Origin of the sequence: Pseudomonas orientalis, from assembly GCF_001439815.1 — a bacterium.
GTDB lineage: Bacteria > Pseudomonadota > Gammaproteobacteria > Pseudomonadales > Pseudomonadaceae > Aquipseudomonas > Aquipseudomonas orientalis.
Window position 1 is genome coordinate 137,104 of record NZ_JYLM01000007.1, and the last position, 17,499, is coordinate 154,602.

A 17,499-nucleotide genomic window follows, 5' to 3' on the forward strand; every position below is an offset into this window, starting at 1 on the left:
TCCAGGGCGGGGCCTTGGCCTCAGTGTGTGGTCGCCAGCGCGAGCGCTGGTTTGGGCCTGTGGAAAAATCGTTCAAGGTACAAGTATATGACCGGCGTGGTGAACAGCGTCAGCGCCTGGCTCACCAGCAAGCCACCGACCACCGCGATACCCAGCGGTTGGCGCAGCTCCGCGCCCGGGCCGGAGCCGAGCATCAACGGCACCGCGCCAAGCAGGGCGGCCAGGGTGGTCATGATGATCGGCCGGAACCGCGTCACACAGGCTTCGTAGATCGCATCCTCCGGTGGCAGGCCGCGCACGCGCTGGGCCTCCAGGGCGAAGTCGATCATTAGAATGCCGTTTTTCTTGACGATGCCGATCAGCAGTACCAGGCCGATCAAGGCCATGATCGAGAAGTCCTGGCCCAGCAGCCACAGCATAATCAACGCGCCCAGGCCCGCCGAGGGCAGGGTGGAAATGATCGTCAACGGGTGCACGAAACTCTCGTACAGCACGCCGAGGATAATGTAGACCGCCACCAGTGCCGCGAGGATCAGCCACGGCTGGCTGGCCAGCGAACTCTGGAACGCCTGGGCCGCGCCCTGGAAATTACCGATGATCGCAGCGGGCATGCCAATGTCGTTCTTGGCCTGGTTGAGCATGATCACCGCGTCGCCCAGGGCCACACCGGGCGCCAGGTTGAACGACAGGTTGGCGGCGGGGAACATGCCGTCATGGCTGATGGACAGCGGTCCCACCGTAGGCGGGTCAACCCTGGCCAGCGCCGACAGCGGCACCATCTCGTTGGTCAGCGGCGAGCGCAGGTAAAAATAGTTCAGGCTCTCGGCCTTGCCGCGCTGCTGGCGGTCCAGCTCCAGCACCACCTGGTACTGGTTGATTTCGGTCTGATACTCGTTGATCTGGCGCTGGCCGAAGGCATCGTACAGCGCCTGGTCGACATCGGTGGCGCTCAAGCCGAAACGCGCGGCAGCCTGGCGGTCGATCGTGATGTGGGTGATGCTGCCGCCCAGTTGCAAGTCGTTGGACAGGTCACGAAACGCCGGGTTGGTACGCAGCTTTTCGGTGAGGCGCTGGGTCCAGGTGTTCAGTGTCGGGCCGTCGTTGCTCTTGAGTACGTATTGGTATTGGGCGCGGCTGGGGCCGGAGCTCAGGTTGATGTCCTGGCCGGCGCGCAGGTACAGGACGATGCCCGGCACCTTCGCCAGCTGCGGGCGGATACGGTCGATGAACTGGCTGGCGGACACGTCACGGTCGGCGCGGTCTTTCAAGGCAATCCAGAAGCGACCGTTGGCGATGGTCTGGTTGCTGCCGGTGACCCCCACCGAGTGGGAGAAGGCCTGCACCGCCGGGTCGGCCTTGACGATCTCGGCCAGGGCCTTGTGCTTGGCAACCATGTCCGGGTACGACACATCGGCCGCCGCCTCGCTGGTGCCGAGCACAAAACCGGTGTCCTGCACCGGGAAGAATCCCTTGGGGATAAACACGTAGCCGATCACTGCCAGGGCCAGGGTCACCACGAAGATTGCCGCCATGCTGCGTTGATGGGCCAGGGCGCGGCGCAGGTTGCGCGCATAACCGGCCAGCAGGCGCTCGCTGAACGTGGGTGTGGCATGGGCATGATGGGTCGGCGCCCGCATGAACAGCGCCGCGAGTGTAGGCGCCAGGGTCAGCGAGACCACCACCGAAATCAGGATGGTCGAGGTGGCGGTCAGCGCAAACTCCTTGAACAGCCGCCCGACCACGCCGCCCATGAACAGCAGCGGAATGAAGGCCGCCACCAGCGAGAAGCTGATGGACACCACGGTAAAGCCGATTTCGCCCGCGCCCTTGATCGCGGCTTCGCGCTTGTCCAGCCCGGCCTCCAGATGCCGATGGATGTTTTCCACCACTACAATCGCATCGTCCACCACAAAGCCCACGGCAATCACGATGGCGACCAGGGTCAGGTTGTTCAGGCTGAAGCCCATCACATACATCAGCGCGAAACTGGCCACCAGCGAAACCCCGAGCACCGCCGACACAATCAACGTCGCCGACAGTTGGCGCAGGAACAACGCCATCACCGCCACCACCAGCAGAATGGCGATCAGCAGGGTCATTTCCACTTCATGCAGGGAGGCGCGGATGGTCTTGGTGCGGTCGGTCAATACGCTGACCTGCACCGAGGCCGGCAACATCGCTTCCAGGCGCGGCAGTGCCTGCTGGATGCGGTCCACCGTGTCGACGATATTCGCGCCCGGCTGGCGCGAAATCACCAGGTTGACCCCCGGTGTATCGCCGGACCAGGCCTGCACGTAGGCGTTTTCCGAACCGTTGATGACCCTGGCGATATCACGCAACTGCACCGGCGCGCCATTCTTGTAGGACACAATCAACTGGCCGTATTCGTCGGGGTGAAACAGTTGATCGTTGGTCGACAGGGTCGACACGCTGTTGGCGCCGTAGATCGCGCCTTTGGCCAGGTTCAGGCTCGACTGCTGGATGGCCAGGCGGATGTCCGCGAGCGTCAGGCCGACCGCCGCGAGTTTGTCGGGGGAGGCCTGCACGCGAATCGCCGGGCGTTGCTGGCCGGTGATGTTGATCTGGCCGACACCGTCGATCTGACTGATCTGGCGCGCCAGCAAGGTTTCAACGTAGTCGCTCAGTTCGGTGCTGGGCAGGCTGGCGGAGCTGACGCTGAGGATCAGCACCGGGCTGTCGGCCGGGTTGACCTTCTTCCAGGTCGGCAGGCTCGGCATATCGCCGGGCAGCTTGCCGGAGGCGGTGTTGATCGCGGCCTGCACTTCCTGGGCGGCGGTGTCGATGCTCTTGTCCAGGGTGAATTGCAGGGTCAGCAGGCTTGAGCCCAGGGCGCTGCTGGAGGTCATCTGGGTTATGCCGGGGATGGCGCTGAATTGCACCTCAAGCGGCGTCGCCACCGAGGAGGCCATGGTGTCCGGGCTGGCACCGGGTAACTGGGCGGTGACCTGGATCGTCGGAAATTCCGCTTCCGGCAGTGGCGCGACAGCCAGGCGCGGGAAGGCAATGATGCCCAGCAGTACCAAGGCGAATGTCAGCAGCAGGGTGGCGACCGGGTGATCGACGCACCAGGCCGAGGGCGAGCGACTGCCGCTCATGGCTGCACCCTGGCATCGGCGGTCTGGATAACTTGCGGCGGCTCCTTGAGCACTTCCACTCGGGCGCCGGCCTTGAGCCGCGACTGGCCGTCGCTGACCAGCACATCCCCGGCCTGCACGCCCTTGATGATATTCACCTCGCTGTTCTGGTAGCTGACCTGCACCGGCACCACTTCGACGTGGTCACCGTTGAGCCGGTAGACGAAATGCGAATCCAGGCCACGCTGCACCACGGTCGGCGGCACCACCAGGGCGTTCCTGTCGATGGCGGTCTGGATCTTGATGGTCACCAGTTGCCCCGGCCACAGCTTCTGCGCGCTGTTGGGGAACTCGGCCTTGGCGCGCAGGGTACCGGTGCTGGAACTGATCTGGTTGTCGATCACGCTCAAATGGCCTTCGCCGAGCAAGTCGCCGGTCTGGCCGTCGGTGTCGGCGCCCAGGTAGGCATTCACGCGGGCTTTTTCTGGCGCGGCGATCAAGCCTTGCAGGCTCGGCAGCATCTGCTGCGGCAGGGAAAACTCGACCGCAATCGGGTCGATCTGGGTGACCGAGAACAACCCCTGGGTATCGCTCATGCGCAGGAAGTTTCCTTCATCCACCGTGCGAATGCCCACGCGGCCGCTGACAGGAGAACGAATCTGGGTGAAGGAAAGTTGTACTTGAGCCGCATCAATCGCCGCCTGATTACCCTGCGCGGTGGCCTTGAGCTGATTGACCAGTGCCTGTTGCTGGTCGTAGGTCTGCTTCGACACGCCGTCGTCGATGCTCAGTGTCTTGTAGCGCTTGAGGTTGACCAGCGCCACTTGCAACTGCGCCTGGCTTTCGCCCAATTGTGCCCTGGCCTGGTCGAGGCTGGCGCGGATCGAACGGTCATCGATGGTTGCCAGCAAGTCGCCGGCCTTCACCCGCTGGCCTTCCTTGACCAGCAACCGAGTGAGGATGCCGTCGATCTGCGGGCGGATCACCACGCTGTGCAACGACAACACCGAGCCGATGCCGCTGACGAAGCGGGGCACATCCCGTTGCGCCACGCTCACCACGCGTACGGGAATCGCACTGGGTGCCGCCAGCCTGGCCTTGGCGGGCCGCGTCAGCGTCCAGGCTGTCACTGCCAGAACCAGAAGGGCGCCCACCAGCAGGGCCGTGTTTCGTTTTATGTGCATAGGTACGGCGCCAGGCAAAGGATTGGAAGCGTGAAATCACCGTTATAGACCTTTGATCGGGTCAGCACGGTGACGGCTATCTGACAGCACTGTCAGTTAAGCGGCGACCATTCGTACGCCAACGCATAAAGATCCAGAGCGCGCAGGTATACTGTGTGCCAGTGTGGCCCGCTTGCCGGACCCGCTTCATCTTTTGCGCACCTCGGAGCACCCATGACTTCCCCGATCCAACCCCCCGTTGAAGCGGTCGACGCCGACGGCGTTGAAAAAGCCGACATCCCGGCGTTCAAGTTTCCCTTCAAGCCGGGCGAACTGGCGGGGACCAAGCAGGCTGGCCAGCCTTGGTACAAAGGCGGCGCCAGGAACGGTCATACCAAGACGCCCGGTATGGCGCCGCCGGGTACACGCCGTTCGATGGGTAAACGTTGAGAGTAATGCCTGTGGGTGCGCTATAGGCATTTGCCTACAACTCGCGTCGATATTTCTGCTTGTAGGTCCGCGACCGTTTCTTGAAAGCTTGCCCAGCATCGCCAGGCCCTGATCAGTTGTATCAGGACATGGCGATGCCGCCCTCTCTGGAAAAGGACGTTTCCCGTGGCCCTGATACACCTTTGTGTTGCACTTGCCCTCTTGCTGTCGGTGGAGGCCTTGGCCGCCATCGAGCCGCCGCGACGCGAAATCCGCTTCGCCGTCGCTGCGCATTTTCCGCCCTTTCAAAGCCGTAACCCGCAAGGGCAACTGGTGGGGCTCAATATCGAATTGGGCAACGCCTTGTGCGTGCAACTCAATGTGCATTGCACCTGGGTCGACCAGGTCGTCATGGAAAATTTTCCCGCCCTCGACGCCAGGCGATTTGACGCGATCATGGGCATGGCGCCGACACCGGGCCGACGGCAATGGGTCAATTTCAGCGATGACCTTTACCCGATCACCACCCGCCTGGTGGCACGCAAGGACTCAGGTTTGAGCCCGGACAGGCAGTCACTCAAGGGCAAGCGCGTCGGAGTGCTGTTAAGAAGCAACCGGGAAGCCTTTGCCCTGGCACGCTGGGCGCCTTCGGGCGTGCACATCAAGAGTTTCTGGCTCAATGACCAACTGGTGGGCAGTCTCCTCGCGGGCGAGATCGATGCAACCCTGCAAGGCGCTGTGGAAATCCGCGAAGCCTTGCTCGACAAGCCCGAAGGCATGGATTTCGCGTTCATGGGCCCCCCGGTGTCGTCCGAGCTGTTGGGCGCCAGTGTCGCAATTGCCTTGCGCAAGACCGATACCGTCTTGCGTACCGAACTCAACCATGCCCTGGAGCAACTCAAGCAAAACGGCGAATACCAGCGCATCCTCCAGCCCTACCGCCTGGACACAACGCCGATTGATCCATCAACGCTCAGGCCGCCCGCAACGGGATAAACGCGTAATTGGCCGGCACCTCGGTGGCAATCTGCGCCCCGGCGTCCAGCAGTTGTTCGGCAATGTCCATGGCGGATACATGAAACACCCATTGATTGGCCGGCGCCGGCTGGGCGGTCGCCGCGTCAATGGCCTGGGCAAATGCCTGCATATCCGGGAGGTACGCCGTGAACCCGTCGCCCTTGAGCGCCGTGGTGCGAATTCCCAGCAAGGCGCACACGGACTCCTTGGTCTGCACATCATCACGGTCGGCCTGGCGTGAGCGGCGGATCAGTTCAGCCAGTTCCGCGTCCATCAACTCACCGCCGACGATCAACGCCGGGCCCTGTTCCCAGGACTCCGGTGGGCAATCCTTGGCGCTTGGGTTCAACGGGATATGCGGATTGATCTCCATCGGATAGATCCGGCACACCAGTGGGCGTCGTTCGTAGATGCCGCAGCGGTTGTCTTCGTCAAGATTCCGGCAGCGCCCGGCGTTGTACGCGGCAAAGGTGATTGCCACGAAGGCCTCGGTATTGCCGCTGGGGACCACCACTGAACGGCGCTCGGCATGTTCACGTTGCTGCGGGGGCAACCCCAGGCCGCTGGCGAGAAAACCTTCGACCAGCACGATCACGTTGCCGCCGTCCGCCGCCCAGTGGCGGGCCTCTTCGAGAGTCAGGGGCACATGGTGATCGGAGCAGCATTTGCCGCAACCTACGCAGGAAAAATGAGTGTTCATGGCAGATCGGTCACCAGGCAAGGTCAGAGGACAAGCGTGAGCGGTGACGGGTTTTGACCTCTGTCCACCGCTTGGTCTCTCTGCAAGCAAGTTATGCGCCAGTGACGTCAGTCCTCGGCAACCACGTCGCGCAGGACGAAGCGCATGCCTGCGCTTTCATACAGTTGCCGCGCGCGCAGATTACGCTCCAGCACCTTGAGATCCACATAGGGTTCGCCGCGTTGCTTGAACACATGGAAGGTATGCAGCAACAACGCACGGCCCAGTCCCTGGCCCTGGGCGCAGGGGTGTACCGAGAGGTTCTTGATAAAGGCGCTGGTCCAGCAGACGGCCACGCCAAGAATGCCATCGGCATTGCTGGCCACCAGGCACAGGCTGGGGTCGAACTCGGCATCGGCAACAAACTGCCGGCGCCACGGCTCCAGGCTCACCACACGGCCACCGCCCTGATCCTGGGTCATGCGCAACACCGCGTGAATCGCCGGGGCCAATTCATCGCGGTAGTGATCCAGTTGCGTATCGGCCGGCCACTGTGGGGCCGGCAGGCTGCCGGTGAGGTCGCGACGCAGCAGCTGGAAATATTCGGGCAAGGCTTACAAACCCTTTTGCGCCACGGTTTGCGCAGCGACGACCAGGCACTTGGTCAGTTCGGGGGAGGAAAACTTGGTCAGCACCGCATCGGCGCCGGCCAGGCGCGCTTTCTCACTGTTCATCGCGCTGTCCAGGGAGGTGTGCAGCAATATGTAGAGATGCTGGAAGTCCGGGGTTTCACGCAAGGTGCGGGTGAGCGCATAACCGTCCATTTCGGACATTTCAATGTCCGACACCACCACATTGATCTGCTCGCCGGTGCCTTGCAGCTCCAGCAGCACATCGATGGCTTCCTTGGCGCTGCGCGCGGTGTGACAGGTCAGGCCGAGGTTGCGCAGGGTGTGCACCGATTGCTGCAGCGCCACTTGGCTGTCATCGACCACCAGAATGCGCGCATTGCCCAGGACTTCGGCTTCTTCCATGGTCAGATCGGTCGGCGCGGCTTCGATCGGCGCCGGGGCGATGCCATGGATGACTTTTTCGATATCCAGCACCTGCACCAGGCCACCTTCCACCTGGGTCACCCCGGTAATGAACGCGCGATTGCCGCCCGAACCATAGGGCGGTGGACGGATGTCGGTGGTCAGGCAATGCACGATCTTGCTCACCGCCTGCACATGCAAACCCTGCTTGGAACGGCTGACATCGGTGACGATCAGGCAGCCGCCGTTCGGGTCCAGCAACGGCATCTCACCCAGGGCGCGGCTCAGGTCGATCACGGCCAACGAGTTACCGCGCAACGTGGCAATGCCTTTGACGTGGGGGTGCGACTCCGGCAGTTTGGTCAGCGGGGGGCAGGGGATGATTTCGCTGACCTTCAGCAGGTTGATCGCCATCAGCTTGCCGCTGCGCAAGGTAAAGAGCAGAAGCGACAATGAGTCTGCGCGGGCTTTGGTGGTGGACATAAAAACCTTCTGGGGGATCAGGGATGACGATCTATACACCGTTATCGGCCCTGACCCCGAAAACTGTAGGAGCGAGCTTGCTCGCGAAGAACGTCACGATAACGCAGCGAATCTGGTTTAACGCGGCGTTCTCAGGTTTTTCGCGAGCAAGCTCGCTCCTACAGTGGGGGGGTGTCAGCCCTTCCACACCTGCGGGTTCACCAGGTCCTGCGGGCGCTGCCCGAGCAAGGCGCTGCGCAGGTTGTCCAGCGCGCGGTTGGCCATGGCTTCGCGGGTTTCACCGGTGGCCGAGCCGATGTGCGGCAGGGTCACCGCATTGCTCAGTTGGAACAAGGGCGACTCGGCCAGCGGTTCCTTTTCATACACATCCAGCCCGGCGCCACGAATGCGCTGGGTTTGCAGGGCTTCGATCAGCGCCGGCTCGTCCACCACCGGGCCACGGGAGATGTTGATCAGGATGGCACTGGATTTCATCAGCGCCAGCTCCCGGCGGCTGATCAGGTGGCGGGTCTTGTCGCTCAAGGGCACCACCAGGCAGACGAAATCCGCCTCGGCCAGCAACTGGTCGAGGCTGCGAAACTGGGCGCCCAGCTCCTGTTCGAGCGCGCTCTTGCGGCTGTTGCCGCTGTACAGGATCGGCATATTGAAGCCCAGGCGCCCACGTCGGGCCACGGCCGCGCCGATATTGCCCATGCCGACGATGCCCAGGGTCTTGCCGTGCACATCGCAGCCGAACAACGGAGTGCCGACGCTGGCTTTCCACTGCCCGGCCTTGGTCCAGGCGTCGAGTTCGGCCACGCGGCGCGCGCTGCTCATCAACAGGGCGAAGGCCAGGTCGGCGGTGCTTTCGGTGAGCACGTCAGGGGTATTGGTGAGCATGATCCCGCGCTCATTGAAGTACGCGACATCGTAGTTGTCGTAGCCCACCGACACACTGGACACCACCTCCAGGTGGCGCGCGCCTTCAAGCTGTTCGCGGCCCAGCTTGCGGCCCACACCGATCAATCCGTGGGCATGGGGCAGGGCTTCGTTGAATTGAGCGTTGATGTCGCCCAGCTTGGGATTGGGTGCGATCACCTCGAAATCCTGTTGCAGGCGCTCGATCATTGGCGGCGTGACACGGCTGAAGGCGAGGACAGTCTTTTTCATGGCAGGCGGGCTCATCGACTACGAAAGAATGCCAGGCACGCTAACATTTATCCCCTCATCACAAAACCTGTAGGAGCGAGCTTGCTCGCGAAAAACGTCAACGATAACGCGTTCATCCAGATTGAATGCGGTGCCCTCAGGTTTTTCGCGAGCAAGCTCGCTCCTACACATGTCGTCAGTTCGCCATCCGCACGCCGCCCAGGCCACCGCTCAACTCATAGGCCACCAGCTCCGCCTGGTGCGCCGCGAGGATTTCCGGCAGCGAGCCGCGCAGGTATTCCACCCAGGTCTTGATCTTCGCATCCAGGTATTGGCGCGACGGGTAGATGGCGTACAGGTTCAGCTCCTGGGAGCGGTAGGTCGGCATCACGCGCACCAGCGTGCCGTTGCGCAGCCCTTCGATGGCGGCGTACACCGGCAGCAGGCCGACGCCCATGCCGCTGGTGATGGCGGTTTTCATCGCATCGGCCGAGTTCACCAGGAACGGCGAGGTGTTGATCGCCACGCTTTCCTGGCCTTCAGGGCCGTTGAAGGTCCATTTGTCCAATTGGATCACCGGACTGACCAGGCGCAGGCAGGCATGGTTGAGCAGATCCTGGGGCCGTTGTGCACAGCCCTTGGCTTTGACGTACTCCGGCGAGGCGCAGGCAATGCTGTAGGTGATGCCCAGGCGTTGCGAGACGAAGCCGGAATCCGGCAGTTCGCTGGCCAGTACGATGGACACGTCGTAGCCCTCATCGAGCAGGTCCGGCACACGGTTGGCCAGGGTCAGGTCGAAGGTCACGTCGGGGTGGGTGCGGCGGTAGCGGGCGATGGCGTCGATCACGAAATGCTGGCCGATACCGGTCATGGTGTGCACTTTCAATTGCCCGGCGGGGCGCGCATGGGCGTCGCTGGCTTCCGCTTCGGCTTCCTCGACGTAGGCGAGGATCTGCTCACAGCGCAGCAGATAGCGTTTGCCGGCCTCGGTGAGCGCGATGCGGCGGGTGGTACGGTTGAGCAAGCGGGTTTGCAGGTGGGCCTCAAGGTTTGAGACCGCGCGCGAGACGTTGGCGGTGGTGGTGTCCAGTTGCGCGGCGGCGGCGGTAAAGCTGCCGGCCTCTGCCACGCAACTGAACGCGCGCATGTTTTGCAAGGTGTCCATGGGGTGTTCTCAAGGGAGATGGCAAATTGTGACATGAAGTTGCGCACAGGTGTGTATCCGCTCGGCCTGGCGCTTCAGGACAGGGTCCAGGCCTCACTGACTTTCGCCTCATAGTGCGGCAGGTAGGCCAGCAGAAGCTGATTGAAGGCGTCCAGTGCCTGAGTGCGGTGTTCTGCGGTGGGTTCTTCAACGGCAGCATTTGCCTCCTGGACCAGTGTTTCCACGGCGAGAGTGAGTGCGGGACTGATGCGTTTGAACTCGTCGAGCTCGGCACTGAGCACCGTACCCAGGGTTTGCCGGCTGATTGAATCCAACAGCGCCTGAATGTCATCGGCGTGGCGCTGTAAGTAAGCGTCCCAGCCCGGTCGTTCATCGGGCGTGTGCAGATAGCGGCGGGCGACAGGCAAAAGATGGTCCAGCGATTGGTTGCCCAGCTGTTCTTTAAGCAAGGTTTTGCGGGTGCGCAGGGACTGCAGGTCAAGGTCGCTGTGCTGCTTGAGCTGTTCCGGCAGCGCCAGTTCGCGGTCTTTGTTGATCGTATGGCGGGTGAGCAGCGTCACCGGTTCGCCATGCTTTATTTTGACCAGCACTTGGGTGGATGAAGGGGTGGCGGGGTCGAGCAGCGATGCGCTGATTGAGCGGACCAGATGCTCCCAGTCGAACGTCTGCTGGCCAATGCTTGAGAGCGCCTGGCGCAGGCTTTCTTTTACTACCTCCGCGGATTTGATCGGGGCGATGTCCAGGACCAGGTAATCACCGCTCAAGTGCGGATCATCCAGCCTGCGGTGACTGACCTCGATCGTCACGCCTCTACCGGCTCCCGCGCGCGACGACGCGGTGACACCCGCTGAGCCGCTCAGCGTCTGGCACTCGGCGGTCAGCTTGTATATTTTCAAGGCTTCGGGCCGAAGCAGCGCCCGATTCTGGTTGATTGCAGTGCGAAACCGGTCGTCCAGATTGGGATCGATACGCCAGGTCGCCTTGAGTGATACATAACGTTCCAGCAGCGCGCGGGCTTGCCGCTGGCTCTTGTGCAGGCTGGCGTTCAACTCCGAGGCCAATACCGGCGCACAGGCCTGCTCGGTAAACAGGCGGCTGCTTGACGCCACGTGGGTGTTCATTTCATCGAGCAGCGCGACAGGGTCGTCGTGATACTTCACGCGCATGGCAAGCTGGTGCTGTGCCAGCGCGGGAGACATCTCGCACAGGCCAAGAATATCCAGGTCTTTGCGCAGCCGGGTACGCTGCAGCGTCAACGCCAACGTGGTGTTAACCGTCAGTACGCTGAAAAAATCCACCGCGATGTCGCTGTCGGCCTCCAGTGCCAGACCTTTTTCAGTGACGAGCGGTGCTGCGCTGTTTTGCAGACGCGGCAGCCCACCCTCGGCCAGGCCGGCATGGGTCAGTGCGTCGCGCACATAGGGCTGGCTCAGGGCTGAGTAAGCTCTGTCCCTGTGCAGATTGCGCTGGTCGCTCAACAGGCTGCCCAGGTTCACGACGGTGCGAGCGACACTTTCGCTCAGCGAGGTATTCACAGAACCACTGCGGTTATCTGCGTAATGTTCCAGGCTCGCGTACTGGCGAGAGGATACATGGGCGAGGCCGAACTGCTGGTCAGACCTTGCTTGACTCAGATTCGTCAGCGCTGATTTGAGCTTGACCTGCAAGGCGATGGTTCGGGTGCTCTTGACGCGTTGGTCGGCGGTAACTTCCAGGTGCGAATCAATTGCCAGGTGGGGCCCCGCAGTGACTTGTCGCGTTGATTCCAGCGAAAAGTTGTAGCCCAGATGACGATGGTTGATGCGTTCGCCGCCTTCGCGGATATAGTTCAGCGAAGGCAGCAGCTCCTGCGTCAAACCCTGGTGCTTGCTCTCTCTGACGGCTGCGCGAAATTGCCATTTCAAGGCCCGGCACAGGGTGTAGTCGGTCTCGATAGGCGGGTTTTGGCCGTTGCGATGATGCTTTAACAGGTGCTCGGCTTTTTTGAAAAAGGCATAGGCGCCGGCCAGCTCATCGGCCGTCACCGCCAACTGCGGCTCGCCGTTGCAGAGTGTGCGATGAAGCGCCTCTATCTCGGCCTGGTCGCGACGGTAGCCGGCAAGGGGTACCAGCTTTTCCAGCACATGGTCGGCGAGCCGGCGCACATCGCCTCGCAGAGGCAGCGGAAGGGGACCCGGGGATTCGGACATGCCGGGCAACTGCCTGTTCAAGGCATCGGCATCGGTGATGTCCTGTGCCGAGTGGCGCGGCAACACTGGGCTGAGTACTGAAAGCATCAAGTGCTCCTGAGGCCGGGGGGCTCAGGATTGTGGCCGCTGGTGACGCAGGACGCTGTAGGCCGAATTCCCGTCCCCCTGGAAAACTGTCCGAACCGCGCATGCCCCGCCTGGATTATCGTCGCAACGGTAATAAAGATTCACAGAAATGCCTGCTTATCGTTCCCGGTCGTGCCCCCTAGAATTGCGCCACTTTCCCCGCGTCAACCACCTCAGGAATTCGCAAGCCGTGCCGCGTCGCATCAGCAGAGAGCTGAAGACTCTCAGTGTTTGGGCCCTTACGCTCGCCATCAGTGGCTGCATCGGCACCGCAGGAATCGGCCCCCAGGGCCAGTCATTGAACGCCAGCCACCTGGCCACCGACCAAGCGATCCAGAGCGCCGCCAGCGACGCCCGCTGGCCCAGCGTCCAATGGTGGCGGGCCTACGGCGATCCGCAGCTCAACCGCTGGGTCGAACTTGCCACGCAAGACAGCCCCAGCCTGGCCGTGGCCGCCGCACGGGTGCGTCAAGCGCGGGCGCTGGCCGGGGTGGCCGAGTCGGCAGAGTCCCTGCAGGTCAACAGCGACACCACGCTCAAGCGCCACAACTGGCCCAAGGATCAGTTCTATGGTCCCGGCGAGTTGAGCGGTGCGAACACCTGGGACAACAACACGTCCCTGGGCTTGAGTTACGCCCTTGACCTGTGGGGCCGCGAAAGCAATGCCACCGAGCGTGCCGTGGACCTCGCCCATATGAGTGTCGCCCAGGCGCGTCAGGCCCAGCTCGAGCTGCAGAACAATGTGGTGCACGCCTATATCCAGTTGTCCCTGCACTACGCCGAGCGCGATATCGTCGCGGCCACCCTGGCCCAGCAACAGCAGATCCTGGACCTGGCCAACAAGCGACTGAACGCCGGGATCGGCACGCACCTGGAGGTCAGCCAGGCCGAAACCCCGCTGCCGGAAACCCACCGTCAGCTTGACGCGCTGGATGAGCAAATCGCCCTGAGCCGCAACCAGCTGGCGGCGTTGGCCGGCAAAGGGCCGGGGGAGGGCGCGCAGTTGCAACGCCCGAGCCTGTTGCTTGCCGCCCCGTTGACGTTGCCCTCGACCTTGCCCGCGCAATTGCTCGGCCAGCGTCCGGACGTCGTCGCCCGTCGCTGGCAGGTGGCGGCCCAGGCGCGGGGTATCGATGTCGCCCACGCGGGCTTCTATCCCAACGTCGACCTGGTCGGCAGCCTCGGTTACATGGCTACCGGTGGCGGCATGCTGGCGTTTCTTGCGGGCCAGAAATTCAACTACAACGTCGGCCCGGCAATCACCCTGCCGATCTTCGACGGTGGGCGTCTACGCGCAGAGCTGGGTGAAGCCAGCGCCGGTTATGACATTGCCGTGGCCCACTACAACCAGACCCTGGTCGATGCGCTCAAGGGCATCAGCGACCAGTTGATCCGCCGCGAGTCCATGGACAAGCAAGCGTCGTTTGCCGCGCAGTCGGTAGCGTCGGCGCAGAAAACCTACGACATCGCCACCATCGCCTACCAACGCGGCCTCACCGACTACCTCAATGTGCTGAACGCCCAGACCCTGCTGTTGCGCCAGCAGCAGATAGCGCAACAAGTACAGGCCGCGCGCCTGAGCGCGCACGCCGAACTGGTGACCGCCCTGGGCGGTGGCCTCGGTGCCGGCGACGATATACCGCGCGACGACAAAACCTTCCCCAGCAAGATTCCGGCGGCGCTGGCCGTATTCGATCACTGAGTAAATGGCGATGACCTCCTTGTCTGCACCGCTGCGCTGGCTGCACGCCCTTGAGTGGCGCCGTGGTTTTTTCGACTGGGCACGCAGCGATGGCGTGACCTGGGTGTATATCTTCAAGGTGCTGCTCGCCGCATTCCTCACCCTGTGGCTGGCGATGCGCCTGGAACTGCCGCAGCCGCGCACCGCAATGATCACGGTGTTTATCGTGATGCAACCGCAGAGCGGCCAGGTGTTCGCCAAGAGCTTTTACCGCTTCCTCGGCACGCTGGCCGGGTCGGCGGTGATGGTGTTGCTGATCGCGTTGTTTGCGCAGAACACCGAACTGTTCCTCGGCGCCCTGGCCATCTGGGTAGGCATCTGCACCGCCGGTGCCACGCGTAACCGCAACTTTCGCGCCTACGGGTTTGTGCTCGCCGGCTACACGGCGGCGATGGTCGGTTTGCCGGCCCTGGCCCATCCGGACGGCGCCTTTATGGCGGCGGTGTGGCGGGTGTTGGAAATCTCCCTGGGGATTCTCTGCTCGACGCTGGTCAGCGCCGCGTTCCTGCCGCAAACCTCCAGCGCCGCGATGCGCAATGCCCTCTATCAACGCTTCGGGGTGTTCGCGCTGTTCGTCACCGACGGCCTGCGCGGGCGCAGTCGGCGTGAAGAGTTCGAGAGCGCCAACGTGCGCTTTATCGCCGAGGCTGTCGGCCTGGAGAGCCTGCGCAGCGTCACCGTGTTCGAGGACCCGCACATGCGGCGGCGCAACGGTCGGCTCAGTCGCCTCAACAGCGAATTCATGAGCCTCACCACACGCTTCAACGCCTTGCATCAGTTGCTGGCGCGACTGCGCGCCGACGCCGCCGATCATGTGGTGGCGGCGATCAAGCCCGGCCTGCAGGACCTGGCCGAAGTGCTCGACGGTTTTTCCGCACGTGCCCTGACCAGCCCCGACGCGACGCGGCTGGTCAACGTGCTCAGCGCCTACAAGGACAGCTTGCCCGCCCAGGTGCGCAGCCTGCGCGCGGCTTTCCAGGAAGGCGAACCCACCGAAGCCGAGCAACTGGATTTTCATACCGCTTACGAGCTGCTGTACCGCTTTGTCGACGATCTGCACAACTACGCGCAAACCCACGCGTCCCTGGCCGATCACCGCCACGCGCGGGAAGACTGGAACGAGGTCTATACGCCGAAAACCAACTGGCTGGCCTGCGTTGCCGCCGGCCTGCGTGCCTCGTTCATCCTGATCGTGCTCGGCAGTTACTGGGTGGCCACTGCCTGGCCCAGCGGTGCAACCATGACCTTGATCGCCGCCGCCACCGTCGGCCTGTCCGCCGCCACGCCCAACCCCAAGCGCATGGCTTTCCAGATGGCCTGCGGCACGCTGATTGGTGCGCTGGTCGGCTTCGTCGAAATGTTCTTCGTGTTTCCCTGGATCGACGGCTTCCCACTGCTGTGCGTGATGCTCGCGCCGGTGATCGTTTTCGGCGCCTTCCTCGCCTCACGCCCGCAGTACGCCGGGGTCGGCGTGGGTTTGCTGATCTTCTTCAGCACCGGCTCGGTGCCGGATAACCTGACGATCTATAACCCCTACACCTTCATCAACGACTACATCGCCATGGTCATCGGCATGCTGGTGTGCGCGGCGGCCGGGGCGATCATCCTGCCGCCCAACAGCCGCTGGCTGTGGCAGCGCCTGGAGCAGGACCTGCGCGAGCAAGTGGTGTATGCGATCAGCGGCAAGCTCAAGGGTCTGGCGTCGAGTTTCGAAAGCCGCACCCGTGACCTGCTGCACCAGGCCTATGGCCTCGCCGCCGGCCAGCCGCAGGTGCAGCGCGACCTGCTGCGCTGGATGTTCGTGGTGCTGGAGGTCGGTCACGCGATCATCGAACTGCGCAAAGAGCAGGCGATTTTGCCGGTGCACCCGGCGTATGCCGAATCCCAGCCGTGGCGCCAGGCGATCCGCGTGATGGGACGCTCACTGGTGCGGCTGTTCCTGCAGCCCAGCGCCAGCAACCTGGAGCGCGGGCTGATCGCCGTCGACCATGCGATCAGCCGCGTGCAGGCCACCGACGAGCCGTTCGCGCCGCACTTCGACACCTCGGCCCTGCGCCGGGTGAAAAGCTACCTGCACTTTATCCGCACCTCGTTGTTGGACCCGCAATCGCCGTTGGCGGCGCTCAAAGGCGCCACGCAAGGAGCCATGAATGCCCCGTGAAATTGCCTTCCACGGCCTCTACATGCCGACCATGACCCTGATGTTCCTGGTCGCGGCCGTCCTGGCCTGGGCCCTGGACCGCTTTCTGGCCGGGTTCGACCTGTACCGGTTTTTCTGGCACCCGGCGCTGCTGCGCCTGAGCCTGTTCGTTTGCCTGTTCGGCGCCCTGGCGCTGAGCGTCTACCGTTGAGAATGCCCCGATGAAAAAGTTTTTCAGCCTGCTCGCGACCTTGCTGGTGCTGGCATTGGCGATCTGGATTGGCCGCACGTTGTGGGTGCACTACATGCAAACGCCCTGGACCCGCGACGGGCGCGTGCGTGCCGATATCATCAACGTGGCGGCCGACGTGACTGGTGAAGTGGTGGACGTGCCGGTGCGCGATAACCAGTTGGTAAAAAAGGGCGACCTGCTGATGCAGATCGACCCCGAGCATTACCGCATTGCGGTCAAGCAGGCGCAGTCGCTGGTGGCTTCACGCAAAGCCACCTGGGAAATGCGCAAGCTCAATGCCCATCGCCGCGCCGACCTGGATGCCCTGGTGATCTCCAGGGAAAACCGCGACGACGCCAGCAACATCGCCGATTCGGCCCTGGCCGATTACCAGCATGCGCTGGCGCAACTGGAAGCCGCCGAACTGAACTTGAAACGCACCCACGTCGTGGCGGCGGTAGACGGCTATGTCACCAACCTCAATGTGCATCGCGGCGACTATGCGCGGATCGGCGAGGCGAAGATGGCCGTGGTGGATATGAACTCGTTCTGGGTCTATGGCTTCTTCGAAGAGACCAAGCTGCCCCATGTGAAAGTGGGTGACACAGCCGATATGCAATTGATGAGCGGCGAGACGCTCAAGGGCCATGTGGAGAGCATCTCCCGGGGCATCTATGACCGCGACAACCCCGAGAGCCGCGAGCTGATCGCCGATGTGAACCCGACGTTCAACTGGGTGCGCCTGGCCCAGCGCGTGCCGGTGCGCATTCATATCGATGAGGTCCCGCAAGGGGTTCTGTTGGCGGCGGGTATCACCTGCACCGTGATCGTCAACCCAACGCAAAACTAAAAAATGTGGGAGATTCAAATGTGGGAGG

14 protein-coding genes are annotated in these 17,499 nt (G+C 62.9%); 6 read left to right on the forward strand and 8 right to left on the reverse strand.

Annotation, left to right across the window (positions count from 1 at the left end; genetic code table 11):
* Positions 1-20: 20 nt before the first annotated feature.
* Together TU82_RS18035 and TU82_RS18040 are read right to left on the reverse strand one after the other, a co-directional pair.
* Positions 21-3,116: a multidrug efflux RND transporter permease subunit gene (locus tag TU82_RS18035; RefSeq protein WP_057724631.1), complete on the reverse strand. Its 3,096-nt coding sequence runs from the start codon at positions 3,114-3,116 to the stop codon at positions 21-23.
* Complete coding sequence (locus tag TU82_RS18040) at positions 3,113-4,279, reverse strand: efflux RND transporter periplasmic adaptor subunit (RefSeq protein ID WP_057724632.1); 1,167 nt, start codon at positions 4,277-4,279, stop codon at positions 3,113-3,115. The genes TU82_RS18035 and TU82_RS18040 overlap by 4 nt, the downstream gene beginning before the upstream one ends.
* Positions 4,280-4,492: 213 nt before the next feature.
* Here TU82_RS18040 and TU82_RS18045 point away from each other — a divergent pair, with 213 nt between their 5' ends.
* Together TU82_RS18045 and TU82_RS18050 are read left to right on the forward strand one after the other, a co-directional pair.
* Positions 4,493-4,708, forward strand: coding sequence for a hypothetical protein (locus tag TU82_RS18045; RefSeq protein ID WP_057724633.1), 216 nt, complete (start codon positions 4,493-4,495; stop codon positions 4,706-4,708).
* A gap of 165 nt (positions 4,709-4,873) precedes the next feature.
* Positions 4,874-5,683 (forward strand): transporter substrate-binding domain-containing protein, encoded by an 810-nt coding sequence (locus TU82_RS18050; protein WP_057724634.1) that lies wholly within the window; start codon positions 4,874-4,876, stop codon positions 5,681-5,683.
* Here the strand turns inward: TU82_RS18050 and TU82_RS18055 are convergent.
* The 6 genes from TU82_RS18055 to TU82_RS18080 form a co-directional block, all read right to left on the reverse strand.
* On the reverse strand, positions 5,661-6,404 hold the full coding sequence (locus tag TU82_RS18055; protein WP_057724635.1) for a YkgJ family cysteine cluster protein: 744 nt from the start codon (positions 6,402-6,404) through the stop codon (positions 5,661-5,663). The genes TU82_RS18050 and TU82_RS18055 overlap by 23 nt on opposite strands.
* 107 nt (positions 6,405-6,511) lie before the next feature.
* On the reverse strand, positions 6,512-6,994 hold the full coding sequence (locus tag TU82_RS18060; protein WP_057724636.1) for a GNAT family N-acetyltransferase: 483 nt from the start codon (positions 6,992-6,994) through the stop codon (positions 6,512-6,514).
* Between the two features lie 3 nt (positions 6,995-6,997).
* A complete protein-coding gene (locus TU82_RS18065; protein WP_057724637.1) occupies positions 6,998-7,900 on the reverse strand; it encodes a chemotaxis protein CheV in 903 nt (300 codons plus the stop codon).
* 174 nt (positions 7,901-8,074) lie between these two features.
* Positions 8,075-9,049, reverse strand: coding sequence for a 2-hydroxyacid dehydrogenase (locus TU82_RS18070; protein WP_057724638.1), 975 nt, complete (start codon positions 9,047-9,049; stop codon positions 8,075-8,077).
* A 175-nt stretch (positions 9,050-9,224) separates the two neighbouring features.
* Positions 9,225-10,193, reverse strand: a complete 969-nt coding sequence (locus tag TU82_RS18075) for a LysR family transcriptional regulator (RefSeq protein ID WP_057724639.1) — start codon at positions 10,191-10,193, stop codon at positions 9,225-9,227.
* A 74-nt stretch (positions 10,194-10,267) separates the two neighbouring features.
* Positions 10,268-12,469 carry a hypothetical protein gene (locus TU82_RS18080; protein ID WP_057724640.1) on the reverse strand — a complete coding sequence of 734 codons (2,202 nt, stop codon included), beginning with the start codon at positions 12,467-12,469 and terminating at the stop codon, positions 10,268-10,270.
* A gap of 229 nt (positions 12,470-12,698) precedes the next feature.
* On the opposite strand from TU82_RS18080, the gene TU82_RS18085 reads away from it, so the two are divergent.
* From TU82_RS18085 to TU82_RS18100, 4 genes are read left to right on the forward strand one after another with little or no spacing between them, the layout of a single operon-like run.
* Positions 12,699-14,210 carry an efflux transporter outer membrane subunit gene (locus TU82_RS18085; protein ID WP_057724641.1) on the forward strand — a complete coding sequence of 504 codons (1,512 nt, stop codon included), beginning with the start codon at positions 12,699-12,701 and terminating at the stop codon, positions 14,208-14,210.
* Between the two features lie 10 nt (positions 14,211-14,220).
* Positions 14,221-16,410: an FUSC family protein gene (locus TU82_RS18090; RefSeq protein ID WP_057724642.1), complete on the forward strand. Its 2,190-nt coding sequence runs from the start codon at positions 14,221-14,223 to the stop codon at positions 16,408-16,410.
* The gene (locus tag TU82_RS18095) at positions 16,400-16,600 is read left to right on the forward strand and encodes a DUF1656 domain-containing protein (protein ID WP_057724643.1); all 201 of its coding nucleotides are present in this window, start codon (positions 16,400-16,402) and stop codon (positions 16,598-16,600) included. Before TU82_RS18090 ends, TU82_RS18095 begins: the two co-directional genes overlap by 11 nt.
* 10 nt (positions 16,601-16,610) lie before the next feature.
* The gene (locus TU82_RS18100) at positions 16,611-17,471 is read left to right on the forward strand and encodes an efflux RND transporter periplasmic adaptor subunit (protein WP_057724644.1); all 861 of its coding nucleotides are present in this window, start codon (positions 16,611-16,613) and stop codon (positions 17,469-17,471) included.
* Positions 17,472-17,499 lie beyond the last annotated feature (28 nt).